Origin of the sequence: Loigolactobacillus backii (assembly GCF_001663675.1) — a bacterium.
Lineage (GTDB): Bacteria > Bacillota > Bacilli > Lactobacillales > Lactobacillaceae > Loigolactobacillus > Loigolactobacillus backii.
In genome coordinates this window covers 2,543,226-2,569,474 of sequence record NZ_CP014873.1, presented here as the reverse complement: position 1 = coordinate 2,569,474, position 26,249 = coordinate 2,543,226, and the positions used below count along the sequence as shown (strand labels likewise).

The window sequence follows — 26,249 nt, the reverse complement described above, 5'->3', positions numbered from 1 at the left end:
TCAAGTTGGAAAAAGATATTAGGCAAGTAGTCGCAAAAAATGTCACATATTTATTAGCAATTAAGAATATGTCGGTTAATCAACTTGTTGAATCATCTGGGGTAAGCTGGCAGTCAATACAAAACATGATGAAAATGAAAACAAAAAACGGGATCACAATTGTTAGCCTGCAGAAAATTGCAGTGGCTTTGGAAATCAATCCGGGTGATCTGGTTGATGATTGGCAATGAATAATTCTCCAACAGCTTTAAACAAACACGGGCGAAAAGTACTAATTGACGGTTATAAATTTGATTCTCAAAAAGAAGCTAACTTTTATGTTCGGTTTGTTAAAGACAGTGGTGCCGAATTTGAAGTTCATCCAAAATTTGAAATCATGAAATCATTTATGACAAACTGCGGCAAGAAAATAGCACACATGGTCTACACACCGGATATTGTTATTTACGATTCTGCTGGTCAAATGTTGCATGTGTTTGATATCAAAAACGGATTTACACCGTATGCAATTGATTCAGCAGCAAAGCTAAGGTTTAAATTGTTTACTAAGCAATACGGACGATTTGTCGAAATAGTAGTTGTCAGAACTCATGATTTTAAAACTAGCGCCTATTTATTCGAATCGTTAAAAAATATCCATGTTCACAAATCAATTAATTATTAAAGGGGTGAGTTTATGACACCAGAGCAAATTATTTTTAGAAAGTATCTAGAAAAGATATTTATGAACGAAAATGAAAATATCATCAAAACAATTGTTTATTGTAATCACAATCAAGAAAAGATGCATCGCGAAGAACGGCGTGCTTACAAGTCGTTAACCGATCGCGAAATCAATCAGGTAGTAAACGAAATCACTTTACCATTTTAATTAAAGGAGAGATTTATGATGACAGAGATTAAAGATAATAGCATTATTGTTCCAGCCGTTTTGGCTGACGTGCACCCAACGAATAAGGGAATCACTAAGCTTAGCTTTGAAATTGATACGCCAATTTTAGGGCCAAATATTGTGGCTTTAGCAGCACAAATAAATAGTATGGTTGGTTTAACAATTACGCCAAAACAAACCGAATTAGATACTGATAAAAAAGAAGATGCTAACCCTAATCAGACTGAGTTAATTAAGGATGGCAAACAGTGAAAAAGAAAAGACTGCGATCTGAAATCATAAGTTTATCGAATCAATCTGCTTATAGAGCCTTTGCTTTGATCTATTTAAAAAATATTACAAATAAGCTATTAATTCACGAAGTCGATTCATATCGAATTAATCAGCTTAATCTGATGATTAGAATTGTTAATGCTGGTCTTGAAAAATAAAAAAAGCCACGTTCCTTATAAAAGAACGTGGCGATCGCACTTGTGTAAATTAATCCGATAACTTAATTATACCACAAGGGGCGGTTGCAGTGATATTGGATAATTTAGACAGAGACGCGACGTGTGCTCGGGCGAAGAAGTTATTACGGAGTTATCATAGTCTGAGAAGAATCGCAGGTCGCAAGCTGACAGTGCTACAGTCGCCCAAAATGGACGGTATGCCGCGAAGCCAGTCAGTCGATAATAATAACGAGCATCGTATTCAAGAACGTCTGATAGCAGCAGAGGAAGTACCAGCGATACAGCGAGCAGTAGCGTCCTTAAACAAGGATAGTCAGACCATTATTAATGGACAGTATATTCACGGCTCATTATCGAACGTTGAGATGGCACAGCAACTAGGATTCATTAGCGATGATAGCGGCTATTATCGCCAGAAGAAAGATGCACTCGTTGCCTTTGCTGAGGCGTTTGAATATGAAGAACTGTTAGTTTTTTGACAGTTATTTGAGAGTAATCTGGTAGTTTTCTGGGAGTAAATCGAAAGTTTCTTGACAGTAATCTGGCAGTAACTTGAAAGTAATTGATCGTTATATAGCGTTATTCTATTAGTGTTGAGTGATGACGAGAGGATATGGATTAAGCCACTACATAAAGCCATGAACCACATTATCACTCACTATGCGGCCTGTCACGATACAGGATGGCTATTGGTAGGTTCGACTCCTACTAATAGCATTGGCCTTTGGGTCAACAGATTCCTCCTTTAATAGTAATGTTCTTACCCTAATTGGCGTCCAGAGATGGGCGCTTATTTATATGGAGATGTTAACGTGGCGAGAGTTAGACGATGTAGGCTGCCAGGCTGTCACGCCATGGTTGAACTGCCAGACCATTACTGCAAGCAGCACCATGAGCATGAGGCCGAGTACTTAGCAAGCAGACAGCGATGGGCTAGATCACATGCTAAGCAGTACTCTCACAAGTACAACACAGTCACACGCAATCGTAGCGATGATAAGCAACAGCAGTACAACTTCTATCGGACGCGACAGTGGTCACACCTTAGACAGCAAGTGTTAGACCGAGACCACTACTTATGTCAGTACTGTAAGCAGCAAGGCAGACTGACACCTGCCAAGACGGTTGATCACATCGTTCCCATTGAGTTCGATGACAGACTAAAAGCAAGTGTTGATAACTTAGCCGTGATCTGTGGTGCTTGCCATCGGATCAAGACAGACTGGGAAAAATCCTACTATGGCACCGGTCAAGGCAACGAGTTAAAACAAGTTCCAGAAGTAAATGATATAGAAAAAATGACATGCTTTAAATGCTAATATAAGCGTTTCTAAGCGTGTCTATTTTTATTAGTACGATTATCCAATAACAGATATAAAATTCAATGGCCCCCCTTTAAAATGATTTCAGCAGAGCGCACACATTACCCGCGTCTTATGGCGGATGCCATTTTTAAACAATTTTAACCAATGGGGGTCAATCGGGTAGAAGGAGATGACAATGTTTTGAAAAAACGTGATAAAGATATCAATCATGGTAAATTGTCATTGACTCCGCCTGACTATTTAGGCCGTCAAGCAAAAGTGACATGGCGTAAGATTGTCCCTTTTTTAGAGCAGCAAAGTAATGTTAAGCGTCCGGACAGCGGATTGGTTGAAATGTATGCAACTCAGTATGAGATTTACCGAAACTCATATAAGCACATACAAGAAAATGGTGAAGTGCAACCAATTTATAAAACCGTGCAAAATGCGGCTGGTGAAAAGATTGGAACTGATTTTATTGGTTATAAGCGTAATCCAATGACTTCGATTTATGATTCTGCGATTAAAAGTCTAGCTAAGATCGGATCTGAGTTGGGATTATCGCCAAAAAGCAGAGCCGAACTAATGGCAATTATTCCGGAAAAGAAACCTGATAAAACAGCCGAGGCACAAATGAAGGAGTTCTTTAGTAATGAAAATTGATTTAACTCAAACACATGATGTGCTAGGCGCTTATCGGGCAATTGATTTTTCTACAACTCGTGAACAATATCAGGATATAGGAACCAAATATGCTTTTGATGTTTTAGACGAAAAAGTGGTTACCGGTTATTTTATAAAGCTAGCAGCTTTTCGCCACTTACGTGATCTGCAGCGGCAGGGTAGCCCTGATTTTCCGTATTCTTATAGCGTGCCCGATGCAAATAAGATTTTTAAGTTTGCCAAAATTTGTCCTGATGTTGACACGGGAAAGCCAAGTAAATTAATGCCATGGGAAAATTTTGTCTTAGCTCAATTATTTGGTTGGCGCAATAATTTAGGCGGCAAGCGTTTCGCCCGTGCCATTGTTTCAGTTGCCCGTGCGCAAGGCAAAACATATTTAATGGCAATTGTTACCGTTTATAGTTACTTAATTGAATCGATGGGATTATCTAACCAGGACTATTTAGTGGCATCTATTAACTTTAAACAGACTAGTAAATTATTAGGCTACGTCAAATCTATGTTGCGCAAGATTCTGGATATTGAGCCATTTAAATCATATGCGGAGCAGAATGGATTAAATCCTAGATTGCTGAGCTCGCAAAGTGACCAAATTATTATGACTAAATCCAATAATGTTTTACGGGCAATTAGTCATGAATCCGGGCAATATGATAGTTTCCATTTTAAAACCGCTGTCTTTGACGAGATTGGTGAACTGAAAACACGGCAGAAAATATCTAAGATTATCTCTGGTCAAGTTGATGTTGATAATCATCAATTTATTCAAATTTCAACTGCTTATCCAGATCCATCGGTGCCATTCAACGATGATGAAAAAATGATGCAGCAAACCATGGAACAGGATTTTGATCGTAAGGCTGATGATTATTTATGTTTGATCTGGTGTCAAGATTCGCTTGACGAAACCTATAAACCGGAAACTTGGATAAAATCTAATCCGCTGCTAGGACTGAAAAATAAGTCTAGTCAATTGCTTGCAGGCTTAACTGGCAAACGAGATAGTGATAGTATGACCGGCGAGCTTGCTGACTTTCAGAACAAAAACCTAAATCTCTGGCTGCAAGAAGCCACTAACTCATACTTAAAACTTGCTGATATTGAGCGAGCTATTGTGCCAGACTTTGAAATTGAAAACCGACAAGTCTATATCGGTTACGATTACTCCATGTTTTCCGACAATACTGCGATCGGCTTTGCTTTTCCGTATAGCGATCCGATCACAGGTAAGCGAATGTGGCATTTACGGCAGCACTCATTTATTCCGTGGCAAAAGGCAGGTTCAATTGACGCTAAGGAAAAACAAGATGGCATTAATTATCGGGAGCTAGCGGCTAAAGGATTTTGCACGATTACTAGTCATCCGCAAGGCTTAATCAATGATGATCAAGTTTATCAGTGGCTGTTAAATTTTGTTGAGGATCACAGCTTGGACGTTTTATTTTTTGGCTATGATTCGTGGGGCGCGACTAATGTGACCAAACAGCTTGAATTAAATGTCCAGTGGCCAATTGAAGATATTCGGCAGCGCACCAGTGAGCTGAAAGACCCGACAAAATTCTTACAATCGGCTTTTGTCGAAAGCTCAATCAGCCGGCTAGACGATCGAATTATGGAAAAGGCCTTAATCAATGCACAAATTTATGAAGATAAGATCGGAATTCAAGTTGATAAAGCAGCGGCTACTTTAAAAATTGATGTGGTGGACGCCTTGATTGATGCGCTTTACCAAGGGATGTACCATTTTGAAGATTTTTCCGATGTCAATAATCCGGCCAAGCAAGTTGAACGAATGAGCGATAAGGAAGTACTGGATTGGTTCAACAATCCAGATTCAGGTTTGCTTAATGAAAGCGGTGATGACTCTGATTGGTAAGAAAAAATTAAATCGTTTGGGGCAAGGGATTATCAAGTATATTGATGGTCTTTTTTATTTTGCCGCAATTGTTTTACTAGATGTCACTGTATACTTTGCAAGCTGGTTCTGGGGCGGAATTGTTACTGCTATTTCGCTGGTTGTTCTAGGTGTATTAACTGAAATTATTTATTTCAACAAGGGAGGTGGTAGTTAATGCCGCTATTTAATCCACATAATTTTAAGAACTCTTTATCGGTTGGTGGTCAGGATATTGCTTTTAGCGATCCTGAAATTGCCAACTATTTAAATCCAAGTGGTGAAAATTATTACGTTTCGGCAACTAAGGCACTGCATAATTCTGATTTATATAGTGTGATTTCAACAATTAGTGGTGACTTAGCGAGCTCGAAATTAGTGGCCGATAAGCCGCAGATTCAGTCATTTCTTGATAATCCAAGTGCAACAACCAATGGTCACGCTTTTTGGCAGGCAATGTTTAGCCAGTTATTAATAGCCGGTGAATCATTTGCTTATATTTGGCGTAACCGCAATGGGATGATTGCTCGCTTAGAGTATTTGCGCCCATCGCAAGTTAGTACTTTTTTACAAGATGACGGCAACGGCCTTGTTTACACCATTACTTTTGACGAGCCGGATGAAGGCGTATTGGAATATGAACCGCAGTCAAATGTCTTACATTTCAGATTGATGAGTAATTCCGGTGGCATGGTTGGCATTAGTCCATTAAATGCTTTACACAGTGAATTGGAAATCAAGAAGCAGTCTAATCATTTAACTTTATCTGCTTTAGCAAAGTCGATCTTGGCGCCCGGTGTTTTGAAAGAAACAAAAGGCGGATTACTTGATGCCAAAATGAAGGCCGCTAGATCACGGCAATTTATGCAACAGGTTAATCACTCAAAAGGTGGCCCAATAGTCATTGATGATTTGGAAGAATGGACACCGCTAGAAATTAAGAATGACATTGCTGGGCTGTTATCACAGACCGATTGGACCTCTAAACAGATTGCCAAAGTTTACGGTATTCCTGATTCTTATTTAAATGGACAAGGGGATCAACAGTCTTCACTTCCAATGATTCAAGGAATGTACTCGAATGCTTTAAATCGCTATGCACAAGCTATCTTAGCGGAGCTAAATGATAAATTTACGACTCATATCAGTATTAATTTGCGGCCTGCAATTGACGCTAATGGTGACACTTACGCGGATAAAGTTAGCGATCTTAAAAAGGCAAATGTTATCGATGCTAATCAGGCGCTTTGGTTGCTTAAAGATACAGGCTACTTTAGTGAAGAAATACCCGACCCTAAGCCGGTTCCGGTTCCGACCGTTATTCAAATAGCGAAGGGAGGTGAGAAAGATGAATCAGAAGATAGTGATCCCGATCAAAAGTAACATTATTGATAATGATACGGCCTCATTTTATGATTTTTTCGGCATGGATAATTACGTAAGCCCGGAAAAGGTTGCTAACCAATTAGCAACCGCCGAATCAAGTGACACCGTAGAATTACAGATTGCTTCTAATGGTGGCGATGTTTTTGCCGCATCGGAAATTTACACGTTATTAAAATCTTGTCAGGCTAAAGTGACTGCTACTATTCAGGGTCTAGCTGCTAGTGCTGCTTCTGTAATTGCGGTTGCTGCTGATACCGTTCAAATCTCACCTACTGCGCAAATTATGATTCATAAGGCTTGGTCAGGAATGGATGGCGGGAATAGCGATGCTCTAGCTCACGAATCACAGGTGCTTGATGGCATTGATCAATCAATTGCCAATGCTTATGAAGCCAAAACAGGTTTAGATAATGGTAAGCTGCTCAATTTAATGTCTAACGAAACTTGGTTAGGCGCCAAAGACGCGGTTAAATTAGGATTTGCTGATTCAATCATGACTTTTAAAAATGATGATAATGAACCAGCTGAGGATAAACAGCCATTACAAGCATTTGCCAGTGTTGGCTCTGTAGTCCCAAAAACAGCTGTAGCCAAATGGCAAGGATTAATGGCTAAGGCAAAAGTAAATGATGCAGCTACTCCAGTTAATAAAAATGAAATTGTAAATGATATTAGTCAGCAAAACGATGATTTAAAAAATCGTAAGCTGGCTATTTTATTTGGAAAAGAGGAGAAAGATTAATGTTAAAACAAACAAATGATGTAAATACAATTAATGATGCTTGGATCGCCAAAGGGCAATCAGTATCCGATTTAAATGCTAAATTAAATGCTGCCGTTTTAGACGATAATTTCAAAGAGGACGACTATAAGGATTTAAAAACAAAGCGTGATAATGCGGCTGCTCAGCGTGATGCCTTAAAGGATCAATTAGAAAATGCTCGGGCAGCACAAGTGGCTTCCATGGTTGACAACGATAAAGAAAAATTATCAAAAGATGAATTAAGCACCAAGGATAAATTTGTTAGTGATTTTAAAGCCATGGTTAATGGTGATCCTAAAATTATGAATTTAGTCACATCATCGACTGATGCTGATGGCAACCAAATTGGTCTTACAATTCCACAGGATATTCAAACCGCTATTAATACTTTAGTGCGTCAATATGACGCTTTGGAACAATACGTTAATCGTGAAGCAACGACAATGCCAACTGGTTCACGTGTTTGGGAAAAATGGACTGATGTTACGCCACTTGCCGATTTAGATGACGAAACTGCCACCATTGGTGATAATGATGATCCTAAATTAACTACGATTAAGTACTTAATTCACCGTTACGCTGGCATTACGACAATTACTAACACATTGCTTAAAGATACGGCTGATAATATTTTAACTTGGTTATCCCAATGGATCGCTAAAAAAGTTGTTGTTACCCGTAATTTGGCAATCTTAAAAGTCTTTAATACGGCTAAAAAGGTTCCATTAGCTAAGTTTGACGATATTAAAGATTTGGAATTGACAACTCTTGATCCAGCGTTGCTGACAACTTCCGAATTTATCACTAACCAAAGTGGTTTAGGCTCTTTAGCGAAAGTTAAGAACGCTATGGGCGGTTATATGCTCCAACGGGATGTGACTTTGCCAGATCAGTGGACTATTGGCGGAAAGGTTATTCATGTAGTTTCGGATCGCTGGTTACCAGATGTTAATACTGGTACTGCTGATGCGCCCGCTAACGCACACCCACTTTATTTTGGAGATGGCAAACAATTTGCGACGTTATTCGATCGCGAACAAATGTCATTGCTAACAACCAATATTGGCGGTGGCGCATTTGAAAATGACAGTACCAAGATCCGTGTCATTGATCGCTTCGATGTCGAAGCAACAGATACTGAATCAATGGTTATGGGAACATTTACAACTATCGCGGACCAACCAGGAAATTTGCAAGCAGCGTCAAAATAACAGCGCCATCTGGAAGTGACGATGGTTTTGATCCAACTGGTGACGTGAAGCCGACTGATACAAATACAGTAGCTGAAATCACTGCTTGGCTAGATGCTCATAGTATTGATCACACTGGCAAGACCGCTAAGGCCGACTTATTGGCATTGGTTACAGCAAATAATGCTACTAGTTCCGCCGCAAGTGCTGCAACTAGTTCAGCGGCTGATTCAAGTGCTGCCAGTTCTTCTGCTAAATAGGGTGGTGATTAAATGGCAACAGATGAAACAACTTCGGCTGCTAATTTAGAAACGCTGAAATTATCATTACGAATTGATGGAACAGCAGACGATGGTCTGTTGAATGGTTACTTGGCAGCGGCAAAGAGTTTCGTTGAATCTGGGATTGGCAGTGGAGCAGACGTAAGCGATTTTTACAGTCAGACTAATGTTGTTGATTTATTTAACACGGCAGTTTTGGCGTTGGCATCAACTTATTACACTTATCGCACATCATTATCAGCAATTGCTGCTATTCCCGTTGATTTAACGGTCAATTCTATCATTGGCCAGTTAAGAGGATTATATGCGGAGCAAAGTGAGGTGACGGACGATGGCGAAAGCAATTAATCCATCGCGAATGTATTTACGGTTGGATTTTGGCAGTGAAGCAGATACTGACAAAATTAATCCTAATACTGGTGAATCAATTAAAGGCTTTGTCCCACAATTTACACTGTGGGCAGGGCAATGGTCATTGTCATTAGAGCAGTCGCTTAGTTTAGCTGGGTTGGAAGCTAAAGACGTGGCTGTATTTTTTATCCGTCACAATGAACTGGTTGAAGATGGAATGCTTTTACGAAAGGACGGTAAGCAGATTTATCAAGTTGACAATATCAATTTTGATGATGGCCTACCGCCAGACGGATTCGATTTAATAACATGTCATAAATGGGGTGTTAATCATGGCTAATGGTGTTGGAAACGAAGAATCATTTGATATGGTTTTGGATAATCTGGCTAGAGGTATTGGTGTTGCTGAAAAATTGGCTGCCAATAACGCTGGCGCAGAAGTATTTATTCAAACGATGAAACCTAAAATACCTGAAAGTAGCCATTTACGAAAAGGCGAAAAAAGGCATTTGCGTGATTCGTTAGTTAAAGATGAAAAGCCTAATGGAGCAGTCGTTGTTGGCTTTACTGCTGAAAAAAATAAAGGTTATATTGGCCGTTTTCAAAATGACGGCTGGACGCCTAAGGATAAAACTGGCAAGACATACGCTCCAGTAGCTGGATCACATTTTTGGGAAGCAACTCAGCGTGAAGCCAAAGGTAAAGTCCAAGTGGCTGTTGCTGAGGTTGTTAAGCGAGAAATGGACAGAAAGGTGCGTGGTGGTTAATGACGCCAGCGTCCTATGTCAGAAGTATTTTGGTTAATAAAATTTCACAATTACCTAATTTAAGCGCGGAACATATCCACGCTTTTTTTGTTGGAAATGATTTAACGAATACTGACCCGATTTTAGTGATTACGGAGTTGCCTGATTATAGCCAAGATTACGGCAATAGCAGACCAGTCAGCGTTAAAAAGCAAGTCCAAATCGAATTTTATTACCCGAAAGATTATCAGGAAGATATGAGTGCAATCGAACAAGCAGTAAAAGACCTGCTATTAGCAAATGATCTGTATTGCAACAGTGATGCCGGCCATGTTCTTACACCTGATACACAAAATATTGAAAATACACTGAAGTTTATTTACACAAAGGAGGAAATTTAAATGGCAAATATTGGTTTAAAAATGCTATACACCGGCGTAAAAGACGCCGACGGATCAACTATTATTGACGCTGAAAAAGGTTTAAATATTACTGGCGTCTATTTAATTGATACAAATAAAAAGAACGGAAATTTAGGTACTAAAACCGCTAATATCACTGGTTTGGCTGGTACGCCAACAAAGATTTCCGGTAATAATGAAGTCGTTGATGTTTCCAATCCGCCTTCTGCGCCCTCTGTTGCGATTGATTCAAACCTGATTAATTACGCGGTTAAACAAAAGATCTTAGGTCGAATTTCTGATGGCAAAGGCGGTTATTCAGATAGTGATCAGACGGTTGAATGTGGCCTGATTATTGAATCACAATCGCCAATTACGTATGGGTCAATTTACTATGCCTTTGGTCGTGGCATTTACAATGAGGCCGGCCAAAATATCGGAACTAATACCGATACAGCTGAAACTCGTGATGATGATAATTTAACATTCACGTCTATTAATTACGCGCCATTTAATGGCAAGCCTTACAAGGTTTTTTTCGAAGATGATCCTTTGTTTGATAAACAAGCAATGTTCGAAGAAGTTTTCCCTGGTCAAACCTATATTACTAAAAATGCAGGCACAACTGGCCCAAAAGCGTAGCGCCATCTAGTCAAAGTGGCGCAAGTTCTGCTGTGGCATCATCTACCGCTCCAGTAACAGCAAGTTCTGCTAGCTCGGCCGCAAGTGGTCAAGCTTAATTAGGTATTTTAGTCGCCAAATAAATTCACAGTACTTAACGGGGCGGCTAAACGAAAGGATGATTTTTAAATGGCAAAATATGTTGAATTCGATGGCAGTGTTATTGGCATTGAAAATAAGAATTTTAAAATTATTGATTCATCAAAAAATGTAAAAAAAGCGGCTCAGCATTATCAGAGCCTGATTAAACGCTTTGACACCGAGGATGAAGACAGTATTAAGCAATTGGTTGGCAACTCGCCAATGTTAACCGAGGAAATTGCTAACACAATTGCTGATATCGCTGATTTGTCTGCAAAAGAAAAGGCTGGCTTACAGGACCAATCTTTTAGCGATCAATACAACATTTTTAATGATTTTTTGATCAAGTTTTTGGGAATTCAAATGCCATCTTTAGATGACGACAGTGACGAAGATGAAGACGATTCTGAGGTAGAAACAGACCCAAAATCGCCAGACGAAAATTAGCTTGGCAATTGGGAAATTTTATTCAGGATATTGACTATATGGCGCAACAATTTTTAGAACAAGGAATTCTGCCGCAACAGTTTTATGACAGTAGCTATAGTGACATGCAGGACGCTTTGAGCGCTAAGTCACGCAAAGATCGCATTCAAGACCCATTCGAGCTTGCTAGACGAATCGGGGCTATTTAAGGGAGGTAAATCACAGTGGAAAAAATACAGGGTTACCAATTTGCCGTTAATATGGACGACGGTGGCATGACTCGATCGTTAAGAACACTTCGTGACGAAGCCAAGCTTTTAAAGTCTGCGATGCAGTCCAACTTTACTGAGATTAAGTCTGGTGAAGGTGTCATGGCGGCTTACGGTCAAAAGGTTACGGACGCTGGCAGAGCAATTGATGCTCAGCAATTAGTTATTCAAAAGTTGAAAGAAAAGCAAGAAGGCCTTGATCAATCGACTGAAAAAGGTCGGCAATCATATATTAAATATGAGAACCAGATTGAATCAGCCAAACGATCTATTTCAAACTTACAAGGCCAACAAGAACGGGCAACTAGGTCAGAAGATTTACAGCGTTCCGGCGTGCTCAGACTTAAGGATGCTATCGAGCAGCAAACTCGAATAACTAAAAGTGACGTTACTGCTTTAGAAGCTCAAGGACGAACTTTTGAAGCCCAAAAGACTAAATTATCCGGCCTAGTTAATGTTCATGAGCGTATGAAGACACAGCTTGAAGCCGAAAAGCGGCAAATGACAGAACTATCTAGTAAATACGGTTCTGCCTCAAGTGATGCGCAAAAACAAGGCGTTCGAATTTCCGAATTAACTTCGAAATATAAAGTTAATGAAGCCGAAATTAAAAAGGTTAACAGTTCAGTTGGCAGCATGTCTACGGCCGGGGCTAGGGCCCGTGATAACGTTTCGCTGGCCAGTACCAAGATTAAATCTGGTCTTAGCAGTATTAAAGGCGCGGCAGTGGTTGCATCTGGTGGTATTGCCCTAGTTGGTGCCGCTGCAATTTCAGGTGCCAAAAAGGCATCCACACTGCAAAACGTTTATAAGCAAGTAGCCAATAATGCGGTTGTAGGCGGTGAAAAAGCAGCTGAAGCTACTAAAAATGTTTCGCAAATGCAGGCTGACGGTGAAAAGTATTCAATCAAGTATGGCAAGTCTCAAAAGGATATCGCTGATCAATATTTAGTGCTTGTAAAGCGTGGCTATACATCGAAAGAAGCGCTTAGCGCTATGAAATCAGAGCTGCAGGCATCTGTTGCGTCTGGCGATGATTTTAGTGATGTTGTTGGGGTTGCCGCGTCAACGATAGAAGCATTTGGTATGCGGTCTAAAGATGCGGCCACAATGACTAAAAACACCAGTAAAACTGTTAATGAATTAGCCTATACTGCAGATGCAACATCTGCAAGTTTTAAAGGTATGGGTGAAGGCATGACTTATGTTGGCTCAACAGCACATGTTGCTGGTGTAGGCCTAAGCGAAACATCAGCATCATTGGGCATTTTGAGTAATAACAATGTTGAAGCCGAAAAGGGCGGCACGGGCCTGCGAAAAGTTTTGAATAGTTTAGTTAGCCCAACGGCAACCGGTACAGCCGCCTTGAAAAAAATGGGATTGACTGTTGATGATTTTAAAACAAAGTCAGGCAAGCTAAAGAGCCTACCAACTATTTTTAAAACAATTAGTAGCAGTATGGATGGTATGAGTAAAACCAAAAAGCTAGATTTAATGCATAGCTTATTTGGTACTACTGGACAGACGGCAGGCCTAATTTTAGCGAATAATGCTAAGAAATTAGGAGACCTAACTGACAAAGTAAAAGATGCAGGCGATAAGGGAACATATGTTGCTAAATTAGCCGAAAAAAATAGTGACACTGCGCAGATGTCAGAACAACGTTTTAAACAAGCGTGGTCGGATTTAACTATTATGTTTGGCTCAAAACTTTTACCGTATATGACGGATGCTGCTAACAGATTATCAAAACTATTTTCCGAAAAGAATTTTAGAAATGATGTGGAAAAAGCTGCCACCGAAACTGGCAAAGTTGCTGGTGGAATTGAAAAGGTCGGTGTATTTGCGGTTGAACATTATAAGGCCGTAGAAAATATCGGTAAAGCAATGGCTGCAATTTGGGCTGTTAATAAAGTAGCAAAATTTGTAAGAAGCCTAGAATCATTAGGCGTAATTCAGTCTGCCGAAAGTAAAAAAATTGCGGCAGAAACTAAGCTAGTTGAAACTCAGACGGCCGCCTATGAAGCCAACGCTAAGGCCAAAGAGGGTGCCGATTCTATTGGCACGACTGGCGGTGGTGAAGTTAGCAAAACTGCTACTAGTGCTACTCCAAGTGCATTAACTGGTGATGCTGAAAAAGCAGTTGCTAAAAGTGGCAGTAAATGGAATTTATTAGGTGCAGGCTTAGGTTCAAGACTAATAAATGGTGCTGGCTTAGCGATTACTGCTTGGGATGCAGGTTCATCAATTGCTAAGGCTGTTGGTTCAGGTAAGGCCAAAGATAAATATAAGGCAACCGGTAAAACAGCAGGTGCTGTCATTGGCGGTGCTATTGGTGCCATTGGTGGCCCGACTGGTGTCATGATTGGCGCAGGAATTGGTGAACAATTAGGCGGAACTAAAACTGCGCAGTCAATTGCCAAAAAGTTCTCTAAATCATTATCCGGTGCTATGGGCAAGACTAAAATTAAAGCACCAAAAATCAGTATGAAGTCGGCCTATGACAAGCTTAATTCAGAAGCAAAAAAGTACTACTCAAATAAGCAGAAACAGGATGAGGCCGATCTTAAATTACTCTATAAAAATGGTGATTTAACAAAGGCGGAATATAAGAAACGATTAGCAGCGGCCAAACAAGAAGGCAGTCAGTCTTCTAAATTTGAAAAAATGTCACAGTCGGATCGAAATGCCGTTACTAAATATTATTCTCAAGCTCGATCTCAGTTAGAAACAAAATGGAATAAAAAAATAGCCTCTGATAAATCAAAGACTAATGCTCAAACACTTAGAGACGTTAAAAAATACGGTCAAAATTCTAAACAGGTGCAAAAAGATCAATCGAAACAGACCGCCGTTATTAAACAAGACGAAAACAAAAAGTCTAAGGCACTTGATAATCAGAAGCTTAAATTTGCTTCTCAAGAAACAGTAAAAGAAGCAAAATTGCACACCACTTTAAATGGTAAAATTCAATTGGCTTCGAATAAAGAAACAAGTATCATGAAAAAGCTGACTGCTGATAAAGGAAAATTAAGTAATAAACAATTACAAAATGCTCTTAATTCGGCCCAGAAGCAGTACACAAACACTGTTAAATACGCTAACCAAGAATATAAGCAAAAAACAGCCGTTGCAATTAAAACTGCAAATTCTGTGCGCAAGGCCGCGGATAACCAAGCTAATGAATCAATTAGTGCAGCAAAGAAACAGTATAGAGTTACAGTTTCAGCTGCAAATAGCCAATATAAGGGCAATAGTAAATGGGCCGAAACTCAGCGTGCTAATGTTAAAAAGAAGGCCGAACAACAGCGTGATGCCGCCGTTTCCGCTGCCTTAGATCAAAAAAATAAAGTAATTAATCATGCGGATAAACAGGCTAGCAGTACAACAGATAAGGCCAAAACTCAGCATGACAAAGTAATAAATGATGCTAAAGATCAGCGCGATCAAGTAAAAAGTGCAGCATCTAGCCAGTCTAAGGGCGTTATTGATCACGCCACAAATCAGGCCAACAGCTCAATGGAAGCAAATAAGAAGCAGGGCGAAGGTACTCATTCAATTTGGAAAGCCGTTGCAAGTTTCTTTAATAAATTGACTAAGCCGTTTGGCGTTAAGTCAGTTGATGCTGGTGCTTCTAGTTTTGCCTATACGCGAGCAACCAGTGGTGCTTATGCCACAGGTGGTGGAATCACAAAAGCCTCTAAGGCTCTAGTTGGTGAAGCCGGTGCAGAACTTAAATACCGGCCGTATTCAGGAAAAGTTGATTTAATCGGTGCACAAGGCCCAGAGTTTATAAATGTGCAACCGGGTGATCAGATTCTTAATGCCCAAGACACACGAAAAGTAATGGCTGGGAATTACGGTAAGGCTTTGCCAGGATACGCTAAAGGGTCAACCGATATTGCTTCATTCCTCAAAAAAGTTAAAAGCGGTGCTTCTGATGTTTTTGGTGACGTATCAGATGCCGCTAGTGACGCTTTAAGTAAAATAACTAATCCGCTAAAAACATTGAAAGATTTAGCAGCCAAAACGTTTAATATTAACAGTGTTTCTGGCGTTGGCAGTATGCAGCGAGGTGCGTCCAAAGGAATGGTTGATAAATCATTAACCGGAATTGCGGACGCTATTTCCAAGCTAGTAAAATCTGCTGGAGATTTTGGATCGGCTAACAATCCGAGCGGATCAGGTGCAAAACGTTGGACTGCGACAATTAAAAAGGCTGCTGCAAAAATGAACGTTAAGCTAACAGCGGCGGGATTGAATGCAATTTTACGAAGAATTACGCAAGAGTCTAATGGTAACGCAACCGCGTCTAATAATTGGGACTCAAATGCAAAGGCCGGCACACCATCTAAAGGATTATTACAGTATATTCAGCCAACTTTAAGTAGCTGGGTTCCAAAAGGTGTTAAAGCAGTTTTAAAAAGCGGTTATACTCAGCTCTTAGCGATGTTTAATGATTCTAACTGGCTGGCAGATATAAGCGTATCTGGAGGCTGGGGTCCAACTGGTCATAAGCGGATGGCAAATGGTGGAATTGTTGGACAACACCAAATGGTTGAAATGGCCGAGGGCAACATACCAGAAGCTGTTATACCATTTGATATGTCAAAACGTTCCAGAGCCTATCAAGTTATGCAGCAATCGCTTGATTACTTCAAAACGCAAGATGGAACCAGTACCACTAATTCGATGACTAATAATAGTAATAAACAGCTAGAGGCCGTCCTTAATGGATTAACAACACTTAACAATTCATTATCACAATTATTGGGAATTAATGTTGCTCAAGTCAAAGCAATTCAACAGTCGTCTTTTGATAAAACACAGCTTTATAAGCAACAAGCGCGTGATCAAGCTGCTAGGAATTTACAATCGCTTTAGGAGGTGTTGAAATTTGCTAGGTAAACCAAAATTATATGTAAAGTTAGGTAATGATCCGGAAGTTGAAGTTTCTAATGTGATTAACGGTTTACAGTTTTTAGGGGATTCAACGTCTCCTAATGTGCTTAATACTTATCGGCAAAACACTGGCGTTGACGGTCAAACGTTAATTGCCTCGAATTTTGATAAGAGTACAGTTAACGCTAATTTTTATCTGCGCTATAAATCGTATTACGATTTCATGTTGGCAAAGCATGAAGTTTATCGGCTATTCAGTAATCGCCGATCATTACGAATTAGGACAGATGCCGAACCAGCACTAGTTAAATATGTGGTGGCGACGCCATTTGCTATCACTCCAACGGAAGACTTTGCTAATGATAGCAAGTTTACAATTCCGTTTGATAACCCCAGTGGTTATAAATATTCATTAGCTCGAAGCGATGAAATTAGTACTGATAATGAGGCGGTGCAAATGGGAATGTATTTACCGACCAATAAGGATTTAAGTTATCATTTCACAGGCACAAGTTTTCAGGTGTTTAATCCAAGCGATATTGCCATACAGCCTTATGAACAGCGACATGATTTACGGATCACAATCAAGTTCTCCGGCAGTTCATTGACACTGACTAATACGACTAACGGCACAAGTTGGTCTTATAAAAATGCTGCGGCTAAGAGCGATGTTATTATCCTAGACGGGATTAATACAACGCTCAACGGCGCGGCAGCTAGTGTAAATACCGATTATGGCAACATTGCGCTAAATACAGGTTGGAACTCAATTTCGGTTACCGGCGCAACCGAAGTTGATATCACATTTAGTTTCCCATTTATTTACATTGGATAAAGTCCTTGTAAAGGGTCTGAATAGCGCCGATAAAGAGCCATTGAATTGCATTCTATTCAATAGTTTTCAGGTCCAGTGGGAACAAAACAGCACTTATCAAGTACAGTTTACGGCTTGGGATGATCGCAGCGAGGCTTATGAGATGCTAGACGTTGAAGCCAGCGTCTTTTTTGACGGTCAAGAATATATCGTTAAAACCAATGAGCCTGATATTGTTGGCGGAATTGAGACCAAACAGATCACGTGTATGCATGTTTATAACGAAGTGAGCCGAATTCGGCAACGGAACGTCAATACTGGCGACAAAACTTATAGTGTTACAGATGTGCTTGATTTTTATTTTAAGGGTAATACGTATGGTTTTACTTATCGGGTTTACGGTACTTTTGACAAACAAGTGATCACTGATTTAGGCAACAGCAGTGGCAAGGACTGCTTGAGTAAAATTCTAGAGACGTGGCCGGATGCGGTGATTTTTCCAGATAATAAAATTATTAAAGTGTATTCAGGCGAAGCGTTTAAGCAAAGCTTAGGCGGGCGTTTGGATTATCCAAATAATTCTAACGAAGTGAAGATTACGAATGATAGTCAGGCCTTGGTTAATCAAGTTAAGGCGTATGGCAAAGAAAAGGACACCGGAACTGATAATGGTGCGGCTAGCTATTATTTTAATCCAATCACGGTGTCTGATAACGATTCAATTAAAAAATGGGGGCTGCACATTGGTGACGATATTTCAGACGATCGTTTTACGAGTGCAACATCAATGGAAACATATGCTAAATCACAATTGCAGCCCAACCCTGCGCTAACAATTGAAGTAATTGCTAGCACAAACGTTAAACCAATTGCTGGTGAAGTGAGACGGCTTGAAATACGGCCTAAGTCATTTGTCACAAATGTTCAGGTTATGAGCTATACATGGTATCCGTTCGATCCAAGTCAAGGGACTGACATTATTTTGAATAATACAGAGCAAACAATTTTGGACTATCAGCGTAGTATGACAACGAAAATTAATCAGGCAGTTAGTAACGTTAAAAATAAGACAAGCGTATTTGCACCGAATATTTTGCTTGGCGAGAAAGTGGGTGAGGTCGGTGGCAATTGATATTATTCCGCTGCTTTACCCAAATCAGCAACAATTTTATCCAGAAGTAGCACCGGAAGCGGTTACGGGTCTAGACAGTCATCTATCGGACTGGGCGACTGCTAACGGCACACTAATCTATAACACGGTCAAAGATTTAATTGGCACAGTATCCGGCCATCCGGGTGCGGACGGCAAGTCTGCTTATGAGTTGGCTGTTGTTGATGGATTTAGCGGCACAGAAGCCGAATGGCTAGCAAGCCTTAAAGGGCCTGCCGGCAATGTTGGTCAGACGGGTAAAGATGGCACAAATGGGGCCGATGGCAAGCCTGGGGCAAACGGTCAAGATGGCAAGTCAGCCTATGAGATTGCTATAGCCCATGGCTACACAGGTACCGAGGCAGAATGGTTGGCAAGTCTTAAGGGTGCGGATGGCGCCCCTGGTAGTAGTGGCACGGACGCGGATTACAGCTTGGCAGTGGATAGTATCATGTCACTAGTCAAGGACGCGCTTAATCTACACATTGACACTAATACCGGCAATTTGATCAGTGATGACACAACGATTGATGAGAGCACGCTTGTGGGTGCCGTTGCCAACCGTGTGCTAAGCAACATCAAGCTGACAATCAAAGAGCCAGACTTATATGCAGATTTAGGAAGTGAAAGTTAATGAGTATTGATTTAGGACGTGTGATGTTGGTACCAAAGGGGGCATATGATGCGACCGTGGCCTACACACGGCTAGACATTGTTACTAACGGTGGTAGCTCGTATATGTGCCTTGTCAACAACACGGGGCAGCCAGTCACTAATGCAACCTATTGGCTACTACTAGCTAAGGCGGGCAGCGATGGCAAGCCTGGGGCCGACGGTACACCAGGTGTGGCCGGAAAGGATGGAGCGCCTGGTGTTGATGGCAAAGACGGCGAAAAGGGAGCTACTGGGGCGCCAGGACCTGGGGCAAAGGTAACTAAATACGCAGGGACTTTGGTCAATTGTAAAAGCACTGCCCGGTATTGCAATTTATATGTAATTGATCTAACCACCATCAAATTAGCGATGTTTCGAATGAATTTTACAACTAACAAGATTGCGGCTGGAACAGTGTTTGTCCAATTTCCGTCTGGTTCGATGGCTAAATTTGATGGCACCGGGTTTAACGCAAATGGCACTTTGGTCAGCGTTGATACTTCAGGATCCACGTTAAAGGTGCATTCAGAGACTGCTGACGGTGCATGGATTTACGGAACATATAGTACTTGCTTTAGTTAGGAGGTCAGAAATGAAAACAATATATCGAAACGATACTATCAACAAGGCCAGTGGCTTTGGCGTTTTTGAGGTTGATGAAAATTATGAATTACAGGCCGGAGAAACTTTTTCAAGTCCACCTATTGATGCCAAAACGCCACTAACTATCTTAGAAGATGGCACATGGCAATCGGCGACTGCTGATATGGCCAAACAAGTTACTGACGATTACATTTCGTCAGACGATTATGTAACTGTGCCGCCGACACCAGAACAGCAAACCATTACCGCCTTGGCTAAACAGAACGCTGATTTATCAGCGGAAAATGCCAATTTAAAGCAGCATGTAACTTCGATCGAGCAGACTTTAACAGCTATCGCAGTTGGGGGTGCTTAGAATCTTAAATCAGACAGTATTACATCGGCCATTAAGCGAAACAGTTGGCGCACATGCCTGGGATAACGATTGGTATCAATATAATTTATGTCATGATTATGTTGGCTATAAATTGATGCAAGATATTGGTCTGAAATACGTTAGAACAGGTATTATGCTTAAATCTGTCCAGACCGGGCCAAACGAGTACGATTTTAGTGGCATTGAAGGCTACTTGATCGGTTGTGAAAAGTACGGGTTACAGCCACTAGTATACTTTCAGGCCGGATCTCCAACGTGGCGTGGTGAGCTTTCTTACACTGATGCTTTAGCCGATGACTACGAAATCGCATTAGCTTGCATTAAGCACTTCGCACGCCGCGGCATTATCTGGGAAGCGTGCAATGAAGCCGGGTATCAGAATTTTTGGTTTGGTAAAAATAGCTATAAAGAATCGGGAGCTACGGTAACACTTGATAAGCAGACCATTAGCGATTGGGTAAACTTGAATCGCTTCATTGGGAAAATGGTTAAGAAACATGATCCTACTGGCCAGTTTGTCAACGGTGCCACTGCGACTGGTTTTAAAAACACGCATGATCACTATAATGCATGGGGCACCATGATGGACTATGCCGGTAGTCTAGGCGCGTTTGAAACGGGCGACCTTAATTCGCAGCATCCATATGCCGAATATTTGATGCCGGAAGTTTGGTTAAAGAATGTGAGTGATCCGCATTCACAGCTTTTGCAAATGCAAGGTTTGATGGAAAAATACCATAACTATTTACCACAAATTGTAACTGAACAGGGTTTTAAGACAGATATTTCCGGCACAAGTGGGCAAGCTAACTTAATTGCCAGGTCTATCCTTGTGCTGGACATGCTAAATGTGCCAATTGACATTATTTTTAATTTTGCCGCTGCGAAAAACTATGAAGGTTGGGCACTAGTTGATGGGCCAGACAACGACTTAGCAGAGCGGGCGTCTGCTAAAATGCTAGCGTCGCTGTTAAGCACGCTTAAAGGTACGACTCTAGCACATTTTGACACCAAAGATGACAGCTCTTATACCTTGTTTTACCAAGGGTTATCGGGCAAATATATCGTGTACTGGACGACTGCAACCGCACATAGCGATAGTTATAACGGGGTTACGCTTAATTTAACGGCCACACCACAAGTCATCAAGCTAAATGGCACCTGGCAATTTTATGATAATTACGACAACATCCAACAAGTCATTCATGATCTAAATGAGTGTGCATCTTTAACGCATGGCGCCTTGATTGATATAGTCAATCGCCTACATGATTGGGTTAAGCCTTACCGAGTACCAGACCTAACACCTATTTCCACAGGCAATTATAACCGGCAGGCTTACTATCAAATAGGTGTGCTGATACAAGAGCTTGAGTTTCAGTTTAATGGTGTTGTGGATTATCTAAATGCTGGCGGCGTGCACGGCAAGAAAACCTATATCCGGCCACAGCGTGTCAAACTGAACGTCCCAGAGGGCTTACAGTTTAGCCATGATTATATTGAGGTACTCAAAGGAAACAATCGCCGCCTGACAGATAGAATTGTAATTTTACAAAAAATATTAAAAGAAAATGGTCTGTTGCCTTAAAGCAAGAGGCTATTTATTTAGGAGGTAGAAAATGGTTACTCAAAGTTTAGAAACAGAATCGGATGTTCAGCTTCCGATTAAATTATCCATGGGTAAAGGTAGCCCAAAAATCATCCAACTGGATAATGTTTTTTCCAGCAAAATTGGTGATAATCAGTCAACGTTGCCGATTCAACTTCTCGAAACAGATATGTCGCCATATAACTTGTTTGGTTATTCAGTCAACATTCTTGGCAGTTTTGAAGATGGCACAAACCTTGAAGTCCAAGGGACTTCACGAATTAAAGATGTCGCAACTGGTCAGGTTGATTTAGTTTTTCCAGCAAATTGCTTTTCAAAAGTTGGCCGTTTTAATTTTCAGGTCCAAATTGATGATGGGGAAACTCAAATTAATAGCATGGATATGCAAATTATGGTTTATGAAAATCATTATTTGGCCGCTTTTAATACAACAATCTATCAGGACAGACTAGAAAAGCTTTGGTCCGATTTTAAAAAAAGTTCCGACGTTCAGGGTCTGGAAACATCCATTAAAACCGGGGCCGCTACAATCGAGACGGCAGTGGAAGCTAGTAAGGCATTGCAAGCAGTCATCGAGCAGGCCGATTTGCCGACAAAAGATGAATTGAACAAGAAATTTGATGACATCAATACCGTATTAAACGGCCTAGGATCTAAATATAGTGTGATTGCTACCGACAAAAAAATTTATGCAACACTACTAAACACATCCGATAAATCGTTATACTGCTGTCTGCACGTGCTTGATTTCGGGTCTATCAAACTAGGGGTATTCGCCATGAATTGCGTTGTTAATGAATCAGCCGCTGGGACTGCATTTGCTCAATTTCCAAAGGGAACATTTGAAAAACTGGACGGCACTGGTTTCTTAGCTAATGACGTACTTGCTGACATCGATAATAAAAACGATACGCTTAAAACTCATAGAACACTTAGTGTAGCAAGTTGGGCTTGCGGTAACTATGCGATTACATTTGACAATAAATAAGGGGGGATTTTAATTGACAAAACGCGTTTATCATACAGACCCAGGTAACACAGTTACTGGATTTTACATCACTGATGAAGCAGATGAATACGTATTGCAGATTGGTGAAACAGACGTAGCACCAACTGGCAATTTAAAAACGCCATTGACGCTTAGATCTGATGGTGCCTGGCTTGGAGCAACAGACGATGTCATTAAAGAAAACGAAGAAAAATATTTGGCTGCAAATCCAGATGCGGTAATTGTGCCAACAGCGGAACAACAGGCGTTAACGGCGTTGGCACAGCAGATTGCAGACAATGATAATAATACTCAAATTTATTTACATTAGCTAGCACAGTCAGTAACGGCGTTGGCAACAGGAACAACAAAAAATGGAGGTAATGCATAATGTTTATTACATTTAAATTTGCGTATCAGCTTTGGAACACCATGACAAAGGAAGACGTCGCGGCACAAGTCGCTAAATCAGCGATTACGGCTGACCAATATAAGACAATCGTTGGCGAGGAATATCAGGCACCAGTTGGCACTTCGACCGTAGCATCTGATTCTACTGCTGCCACTAGTGGCACAGCTAACGTAACGCCTACAGCTTAGGCGTTTTTATTTTGCATAAAAGGAAGAAGGCGGGTGAATGCAACTATTAAAAAAGCGACTCAGTAAGGAGTATTTTCATCTGGCCTACGGCGTATTTACGCTAATTGATGGTATTTATGTATTTTTCCATTTGAATTATTTAGACAATCCGCAGATCACACCACCGCCACTAACGCATTTCGAACGTCTTGGCGCTGATTTCGTTGACGACTGGTGGTTCGCAAGTTTGCTAGTTTTGGCAGGCTTTTTTCTATTGCTGGGAGTTTTCCTAGGCCAACGTAAATGGCGTGATATTGGGGTTGTGATCGCGGCACCACTTTACGGTGCGATGGCATTTGCTTTCGCATGGCGGGGGTTGCTTGATCAACGATTTAATTTAACTTGGGTGTCAATGAGCCTGGTGTTTGTCTTGCTTATTGGTACGGCGATGCGAGGTGATCGACGACATGACTGATTTGGTAACAAAAAACTTTATCGCTTTACTAGGTGCCATGGCCGGGTTGCTAAGTGCTGTTGGGGCAATTAGTCACGCCCACCGGAAAGATCGCTCTGACGTCAAACGCGAGCAAGATGAGATGCAGCAATTCGTGATTAGGACGGTACGAGATCAGTATAAAGACTTACAGGGGTCATTTAATAAATTGCAAAAACAAAAGGACCAAATGGAGTGCGAATTGAATCAGAAACTAGCCTTATTGACAAAAGAAAACAACCATCTCAAAAAGAGTAACGAATACTACAAGGCCGAAAATGCTCGTTTGGGCGCCGAAAACAAAAAGCTGAAAGCAAATGGATTAATTGGAGGATAAAAATTATGGATATTATTACTAATTTAAATTTAGCAACCGCCGCTGAGTTGGCAGTGATTGCCGCTGTATCAGGGCTGGCCACACAAGCACTCAAGAAAATCACCAATTTGCCTAGCTGGGTGTTGCCTTGGGCCAGTATTATTATTGGTGCCTTAGGCGGCCTAGTTGCGGTGGTTGTTACACGCGACACTAATTACGCTAGTGCTGCTTTAGCCGGAGCGTTAACTGGTGGTGCAACCAGTGGCCTATTTGACGGGGTTAGTGGGATTGCTACAACTGTAAAAACCAACAGCGACGCCAAACAGGCTGTGGCTGATAAAAATGATAATTTGAAAAAAGAGGTTGATCAACTTAAAAACTTGGTCAATATTTTACAATCTGGCAAGGCTACCGCTTCAAGTGCGGCTAGTTCAGCAGCTTCTACGGCTCCAGCTCCGGAAGCAACAGTAGACATCCCGCCCGTCAAGGAGGCAACCAGTAATGCAACACAAAATTAAAACAGGGGCAGTCGCATTAGCGGCTGCTTTTTTAATTGCTCCGATGGTTTTATCCAATGCTCCAGCACAAGCTGCTAAGGGACAACAAGGGGTAGATTGGTCTAAATATCAGGGCAATAACGGTGTCTTTGGATCGCCACAGGACAAGTTTAGTATTAGCCAGATTGGCGGTTACGCCGGCGGGTTATATGATCAATCGACTTATAATACGCAAGTCCAATATTCGATTGCCCAAGGTAAGCGAGCGCACACGTATATTTGGTGGCAAGGGATCACAGATAACGGCACAGCTAATACAGTGCTGAATTATTTCTTGCCAAAGGTACAAACACCTAAAGGGTCAATTGTCGCCCTAGACGTTGAATCAGGCTACCAGAACACGGCTGTGCTTGATAACGCACTTAATCGGATTAAGCAAGCTGGCTTTACACCGGTATTATATGGCTATAAAAACTTCCTGCAAAACAATATTAATCTGACTTATTTAGCAAGCAAGTACGCATTATGGTTGGCAGAATATCCTGATTATAACGTGACTAAGTCGCCTAATTATGGTTACTTCCCAAGTGCTGATAACATTGGTATTTTCCAATTTACTAGTACTTATAACGCTGGTGGCCTAGATGGTGATGTCGATTTAACTGGGATTACAGATAACGGCTATAAAGGCACTACGACTAGCTCAACTGGTGGCACTGCGGTTAAGCCGGTTACGACAACACCAGCAATTGCCGCTGGGCAAGCGGCTAACAACACGGCAAAGTCGGATATCAAGGTTGGTGACACGGTCAAGGTTAACTTTAGCGCTAGTAAATGGTCTACCGGCGAGTCTATCCCTAGCTGGGTCAAGGGTCAAAACTACAAAGTGTCAGAGATTAGCGGCACTAAGCTGTTATTATCCGGCATCAACAGCTGGATTAACCGGAGCAACGTCGAGATTTTATCGGTAACTGGCACATCAACCAACACTGGATCTAGTTACGTGGTGCAATCTGGTGACACGCTCAGCAGTATCGCAGCAACATACGGCACGACCGTATCAGCGTTAGCCAGCCTAAATAATATCAGCAATACTAATCTGATTAGCGTTGGTCAACGATTAACCGTCAAAGGTAGCGCGTCAACGGCAAGTAACAGCAACTATTACACTGTGCGTTCAGGCGACACTCTATCAGCCATTGCGGCGGCCCACGGCTTAAATACGGCTGTATTAGCCGCTTATAACGGGATCACGAATTATAATCTGATTTACGTTGGTCAGCAGCTCAAGTTTACCGGTGGCGCAACTACGACTAGTCGGACTTATACCGTGCGTGGTGGTGATACACTTAGCGGCATTGCCTATCAGCTTGGTACCACGACCGCAGCCCTTGCGAGCCGCAGCGGCATCACAAATGTCAATGTGATTTACCCTGGTCAAACATTGGCCTATTAATTTAATACAGT

The 26,249-nt window shown here is 41.2% G+C and carries 33 protein-coding genes; all 33 read left to right on the top strand.

Going from position 1 to position 26,249, the window contains the following annotated elements:
- Window positions 1-5 precede the first annotated feature (5 nt).
- Entirely contained in the window at window positions 6-230 is a 225-nt protein-coding gene (locus AYR53_RS11710) for a helix-turn-helix domain-containing protein (RefSeq protein WP_068280160.1), read from the top strand.
- Window positions 227-664: a DUF1064 domain-containing protein gene (locus AYR53_RS11705; protein WP_068280163.1), complete on the top strand. Its 438-nt coding sequence runs from the start codon at window positions 227-229 to the stop codon at window positions 662-664. The genes AYR53_RS11710 and AYR53_RS11705 overlap by 4 nt, the downstream gene beginning before the upstream one ends.
- Window positions 665-676: 12 nt before the next feature.
- Window positions 677-871, top strand: coding sequence for a hypothetical protein (locus AYR53_RS11700; protein ID WP_068280166.1), 195 nt, complete (start codon window positions 677-679; stop codon window positions 869-871).
- Between the two features lie 15 nt (window positions 872-886).
- A complete protein-coding gene (locus tag AYR53_RS11695; RefSeq protein WP_156520053.1) occupies window positions 887-1,144 on the top strand; it encodes a hypothetical protein in 258 nt (85 codons plus the stop codon).
- 268 nt (window positions 1,145-1,412) lie between these two features.
- Window positions 1,413-1,823 carry an ArpU family phage packaging/lysis transcriptional regulator gene (locus tag AYR53_RS11690; protein WP_068280173.1) on the top strand — a complete coding sequence of 137 codons (411 nt, stop codon included), beginning with the start codon at window positions 1,413-1,415 and terminating at the stop codon, window positions 1,821-1,823.
- A 375-nt stretch (window positions 1,824-2,198) separates the two neighbouring features.
- Entirely contained in the window at window positions 2,199-2,663 is a 465-nt protein-coding gene (locus AYR53_RS11685) for an HNH endonuclease (RefSeq protein ID WP_082920490.1), read from the top strand.
- Between the two features lie 186 nt (window positions 2,664-2,849).
- Entirely contained in the window at window positions 2,850-3,311 is a 462-nt protein-coding gene (locus AYR53_RS11680; protein WP_068280179.1) for a phage terminase small subunit P27 family, read from the top strand.
- On the top strand, window positions 3,301-5,208 hold the full coding sequence (locus tag AYR53_RS11675) for a terminase large subunit (protein ID WP_068280182.1): 1,908 nt from the start codon (window positions 3,301-3,303) through the stop codon (window positions 5,206-5,208). Before AYR53_RS11680 ends, AYR53_RS11675 begins: the two co-directional genes overlap by 11 nt.
- Window positions 5,180-5,404: a DUF1056 family protein gene (locus tag AYR53_RS11670; protein WP_082920239.1), complete on the top strand. Its 225-nt coding sequence runs from the start codon at window positions 5,180-5,182 to the stop codon at window positions 5,402-5,404. Before AYR53_RS11675 ends, AYR53_RS11670 begins: the two co-directional genes overlap by 29 nt.
- Window positions 5,404-6,609: a phage portal protein gene (locus AYR53_RS11665; RefSeq protein ID WP_068280185.1), complete on the top strand. Its 1,206-nt coding sequence runs from the start codon at window positions 5,404-5,406 to the stop codon at window positions 6,607-6,609. The genes AYR53_RS11670 and AYR53_RS11665 overlap by 1 nt, the downstream gene beginning before the upstream one ends.
- Window positions 6,575-7,354, top strand: coding sequence for a head maturation protease, ClpP-related (locus AYR53_RS11660; RefSeq protein WP_068280189.1), 780 nt, complete (start codon window positions 6,575-6,577; stop codon window positions 7,352-7,354). The genes AYR53_RS11665 and AYR53_RS11660 overlap by 35 nt, the downstream gene beginning before the upstream one ends.
- A complete protein-coding gene (locus AYR53_RS11655) occupies window positions 7,354-8,586 on the top strand; it encodes a phage major capsid protein (RefSeq protein ID WP_068280192.1) in 1,233 nt (410 codons plus the stop codon). The genes AYR53_RS11660 and AYR53_RS11655 overlap by 1 nt, the downstream gene beginning before the upstream one ends.
- Window positions 8,587-8,630: 44 nt before the next feature.
- Window positions 8,631-8,825, top strand: a complete 195-nt coding sequence (locus AYR53_RS11650; protein WP_068280195.1) for a hypothetical protein — start codon at window positions 8,631-8,633, stop codon at window positions 8,823-8,825.
- Window positions 8,826-8,837: 12 nt separating this feature from the next.
- Window positions 8,838-9,194 carry a head-tail connector protein gene (locus AYR53_RS11645; RefSeq protein ID WP_068280198.1) on the top strand — a complete coding sequence of 119 codons (357 nt, stop codon included), beginning with the start codon at window positions 8,838-8,840 and terminating at the stop codon, window positions 9,192-9,194.
- Window positions 9,178-9,537: a phage head closure protein gene (locus AYR53_RS11640; protein WP_068280201.1), complete on the top strand. Its 360-nt coding sequence runs from the start codon at window positions 9,178-9,180 to the stop codon at window positions 9,535-9,537. Before AYR53_RS11645 ends, AYR53_RS11640 begins: the two co-directional genes overlap by 17 nt.
- A complete protein-coding gene (locus tag AYR53_RS11635) occupies window positions 9,530-9,964 on the top strand; it encodes a phage tail protein (protein WP_068280204.1) in 435 nt (144 codons plus the stop codon). Before AYR53_RS11640 ends, AYR53_RS11635 begins: the two co-directional genes overlap by 8 nt.
- A complete protein-coding gene (locus AYR53_RS11630) occupies window positions 9,964-10,344 on the top strand; it encodes a DUF806 family protein (protein ID WP_068280207.1) in 381 nt (126 codons plus the stop codon). The genes AYR53_RS11635 and AYR53_RS11630 overlap by 1 nt, the downstream gene beginning before the upstream one ends.
- Window positions 10,345-10,986 (top strand): phage tail protein, encoded by a 642-nt coding sequence (locus AYR53_RS11625; RefSeq protein ID WP_068280210.1) that lies wholly within the window; start codon window positions 10,345-10,347, stop codon window positions 10,984-10,986.
- A 168-nt stretch (window positions 10,987-11,154) separates the two neighbouring features.
- On the top strand, window positions 11,155-11,553 hold the full coding sequence (locus tag AYR53_RS11620; protein WP_068280213.1) for a hypothetical protein: 399 nt from the start codon (window positions 11,155-11,157) through the stop codon (window positions 11,551-11,553).
- A gap of 203 nt (window positions 11,554-11,756) precedes the next feature.
- Complete coding sequence (locus tag AYR53_RS11615) at window positions 11,757-16,685, top strand: phage tail tape measure protein (protein WP_068280216.1); 4,929 nt, start codon at window positions 11,757-11,759, stop codon at window positions 16,683-16,685.
- A 13-nt stretch (window positions 16,686-16,698) separates the two neighbouring features.
- On the top strand, window positions 16,699-17,538 hold the full coding sequence (locus AYR53_RS11610) for a phage tail domain-containing protein (protein WP_068280219.1): 840 nt from the start codon (window positions 16,699-16,701) through the stop codon (window positions 17,536-17,538).
- Window positions 17,498-18,649 (top strand): phage tail protein, encoded by a 1,152-nt coding sequence (locus tag AYR53_RS11605; protein ID WP_167574659.1) that lies wholly within the window; start codon window positions 17,498-17,500, stop codon window positions 18,647-18,649. The genes AYR53_RS11610 and AYR53_RS11605 overlap by 41 nt, the downstream gene beginning before the upstream one ends.
- Window positions 18,639-19,301: a collagen-like protein gene (locus AYR53_RS13700; RefSeq protein WP_068280224.1), complete on the top strand. Its 663-nt coding sequence runs from the start codon at window positions 18,639-18,641 to the stop codon at window positions 19,299-19,301. The genes AYR53_RS11605 and AYR53_RS13700 overlap by 11 nt, the downstream gene beginning before the upstream one ends.
- Window positions 19,301-19,903: a collagen-like protein gene (locus AYR53_RS11595; protein WP_068280227.1), complete on the top strand. Its 603-nt coding sequence runs from the start codon at window positions 19,301-19,303 to the stop codon at window positions 19,901-19,903. Before AYR53_RS13700 ends, AYR53_RS11595 begins: the two co-directional genes overlap by 1 nt.
- A 10-nt stretch (window positions 19,904-19,913) precedes the next feature.
- Window positions 19,914-20,279 (top strand): hypothetical protein, encoded by a 366-nt coding sequence (locus AYR53_RS11590; RefSeq protein WP_068280230.1) that lies wholly within the window; start codon window positions 19,914-19,916, stop codon window positions 20,277-20,279.
- Window positions 20,272-21,888 (top strand): hypothetical protein, encoded by a 1,617-nt coding sequence (locus AYR53_RS11585; RefSeq protein ID WP_068280234.1) that lies wholly within the window; start codon window positions 20,272-20,274, stop codon window positions 21,886-21,888. The genes AYR53_RS11590 and AYR53_RS11585 overlap by 8 nt, the downstream gene beginning before the upstream one ends.
- 31 nt (window positions 21,889-21,919) lie before the next feature.
- Window positions 21,920-22,897 carry a BppU family phage baseplate upper protein gene (locus AYR53_RS11580; RefSeq protein WP_068280237.1) on the top strand — a complete coding sequence of 326 codons (978 nt, stop codon included), beginning with the start codon at window positions 21,920-21,922 and terminating at the stop codon, window positions 22,895-22,897.
- Window positions 22,898-22,910: 13 nt separating this feature from the next.
- Entirely contained in the window at window positions 22,911-23,228 is a 318-nt protein-coding gene (locus AYR53_RS11575) for a hypothetical protein (protein ID WP_068280239.1), read from the top strand.
- A gap of 59 nt (window positions 23,229-23,287) precedes the next feature.
- Window positions 23,288-23,497, top strand: coding sequence for an XkdX family protein (locus AYR53_RS11570; protein WP_068280242.1), 210 nt, complete (start codon window positions 23,288-23,290; stop codon window positions 23,495-23,497).
- A 37-nt stretch (window positions 23,498-23,534) separates the two neighbouring features.
- Window positions 23,535-23,951 (top strand): hypothetical protein, encoded by a 417-nt coding sequence (locus AYR53_RS11565; RefSeq protein WP_068280245.1) that lies wholly within the window; start codon window positions 23,535-23,537, stop codon window positions 23,949-23,951.
- Window positions 23,944-24,306, top strand: coding sequence for an MreC domain-containing protein (locus tag AYR53_RS11560; RefSeq protein ID WP_068280248.1), 363 nt, complete (start codon window positions 23,944-23,946; stop codon window positions 24,304-24,306). Before AYR53_RS11565 ends, AYR53_RS11560 begins: the two co-directional genes overlap by 8 nt.
- A 5-nt stretch (window positions 24,307-24,311) precedes the next feature.
- On the top strand, window positions 24,312-24,803 hold the full coding sequence (locus tag AYR53_RS11555; RefSeq protein WP_082920469.1) for a holin: 492 nt from the start codon (window positions 24,312-24,314) through the stop codon (window positions 24,801-24,803).
- On the top strand, window positions 24,787-26,238 hold the full coding sequence (locus AYR53_RS11550) for a LysM peptidoglycan-binding domain-containing protein (RefSeq protein ID WP_068280252.1): 1,452 nt from the start codon (window positions 24,787-24,789) through the stop codon (window positions 26,236-26,238). Before AYR53_RS11555 ends, AYR53_RS11550 begins: the two co-directional genes overlap by 17 nt.
- Window positions 26,239-26,249 lie beyond the last annotated feature (11 nt).

Bases quoted from the DNA above. Each gene is read 5' to 3' on its own strand.
- AYR53_RS11705 (WP_068280163.1), top strand. From the start codon at position 227: ATGAATAATTCTCCAACAGCTTTAAACAAACACGGGCGAAAAGTACTA.
- AYR53_RS11700 (WP_068280166.1), top strand. From the start codon at position 677: ATGACACCAGAGCAAATTATTTTTAGAAAGTATCTAGAAAAGATATTT.
- AYR53_RS11695 (WP_156520053.1), top strand. From the start codon at position 887: ATGATGACAGAGATTAAAGATAATAGCATTATTGTTCCAGCCGTTTTG.
- AYR53_RS11685 (WP_082920490.1), top strand. From the start codon at position 2,199: ATGGTTGAACTGCCAGACCATTACTGCAAGCAGCACCATGAGCATGAG.
- AYR53_RS11675 (WP_068280182.1), top strand. From the start codon at position 3,301: ATGAAAATTGATTTAACTCAAACACATGATGTGCTAGGCGCTTATCGG.
- AYR53_RS11670 (WP_082920239.1), top strand. From the start codon at position 5,180: ATGAAAGCGGTGATGACTCTGATTGGTAAGAAAAAATTAAATCGTTTG.
- AYR53_RS11665 (WP_068280185.1), top strand. From the start codon at position 5,404: ATGCCGCTATTTAATCCACATAATTTTAAGAACTCTTTATCGGTTGGT.
- AYR53_RS11660 (WP_068280189.1), top strand. From the start codon at position 6,575: ATGAATCAGAAGATAGTGATCCCGATCAAAAGTAACATTATTGATAAT.
- AYR53_RS11655 (WP_068280192.1), top strand. From the start codon at position 7,354: ATGTTAAAACAAACAAATGATGTAAATACAATTAATGATGCTTGGATC.
- AYR53_RS11645 (WP_068280198.1), top strand. From the start codon at position 8,838: ATGGCAACAGATGAAACAACTTCGGCTGCTAATTTAGAAACGCTGAAA.
- AYR53_RS11640 (WP_068280201.1), top strand. From the start codon at position 9,178: ATGGCGAAAGCAATTAATCCATCGCGAATGTATTTACGGTTGGATTTT.
- AYR53_RS11635 (WP_068280204.1), top strand. From the start codon at position 9,530: ATGGCTAATGGTGTTGGAAACGAAGAATCATTTGATATGGTTTTGGAT.
- AYR53_RS11630 (WP_068280207.1), top strand. From the start codon at position 9,964: ATGACGCCAGCGTCCTATGTCAGAAGTATTTTGGTTAATAAAATTTCA.
- AYR53_RS11625 (WP_068280210.1), top strand. From the start codon at position 10,345: ATGGCAAATATTGGTTTAAAAATGCTATACACCGGCGTAAAAGACGCC.
- AYR53_RS11620 (WP_068280213.1), top strand. From the start codon at position 11,155: ATGGCAAAATATGTTGAATTCGATGGCAGTGTTATTGGCATTGAAAAT.
- AYR53_RS11595 (WP_068280227.1), top strand. From the start codon at position 19,301: ATGAGTATTGATTTAGGACGTGTGATGTTGGTACCAAAGGGGGCATAT.
- AYR53_RS11590 (WP_068280230.1), top strand. From the start codon at position 19,914: ATGAAAACAATATATCGAAACGATACTATCAACAAGGCCAGTGGCTTT.
- AYR53_RS11580 (WP_068280237.1), top strand. From the start codon at position 21,920: ATGGTTACTCAAAGTTTAGAAACAGAATCGGATGTTCAGCTTCCGATT.
- AYR53_RS11570 (WP_068280242.1), top strand. From the start codon at position 23,288: ATGTTTATTACATTTAAATTTGCGTATCAGCTTTGGAACACCATGACA.
- AYR53_RS11565 (WP_068280245.1), top strand. From the start codon at position 23,535: ATGCAACTATTAAAAAAGCGACTCAGTAAGGAGTATTTTCATCTGGCC.
- AYR53_RS11560 (WP_068280248.1), top strand. From the start codon at position 23,944: ATGACTGATTTGGTAACAAAAAACTTTATCGCTTTACTAGGTGCCATG.
- AYR53_RS11555 (WP_082920469.1), top strand. From the start codon at position 24,312: ATGGATATTATTACTAATTTAAATTTAGCAACCGCCGCTGAGTTGGCA.
- AYR53_RS11550 (WP_068280252.1), top strand. From the start codon at position 24,787: ATGCAACACAAAATTAAAACAGGGGCAGTCGCATTAGCGGCTGCTTTT.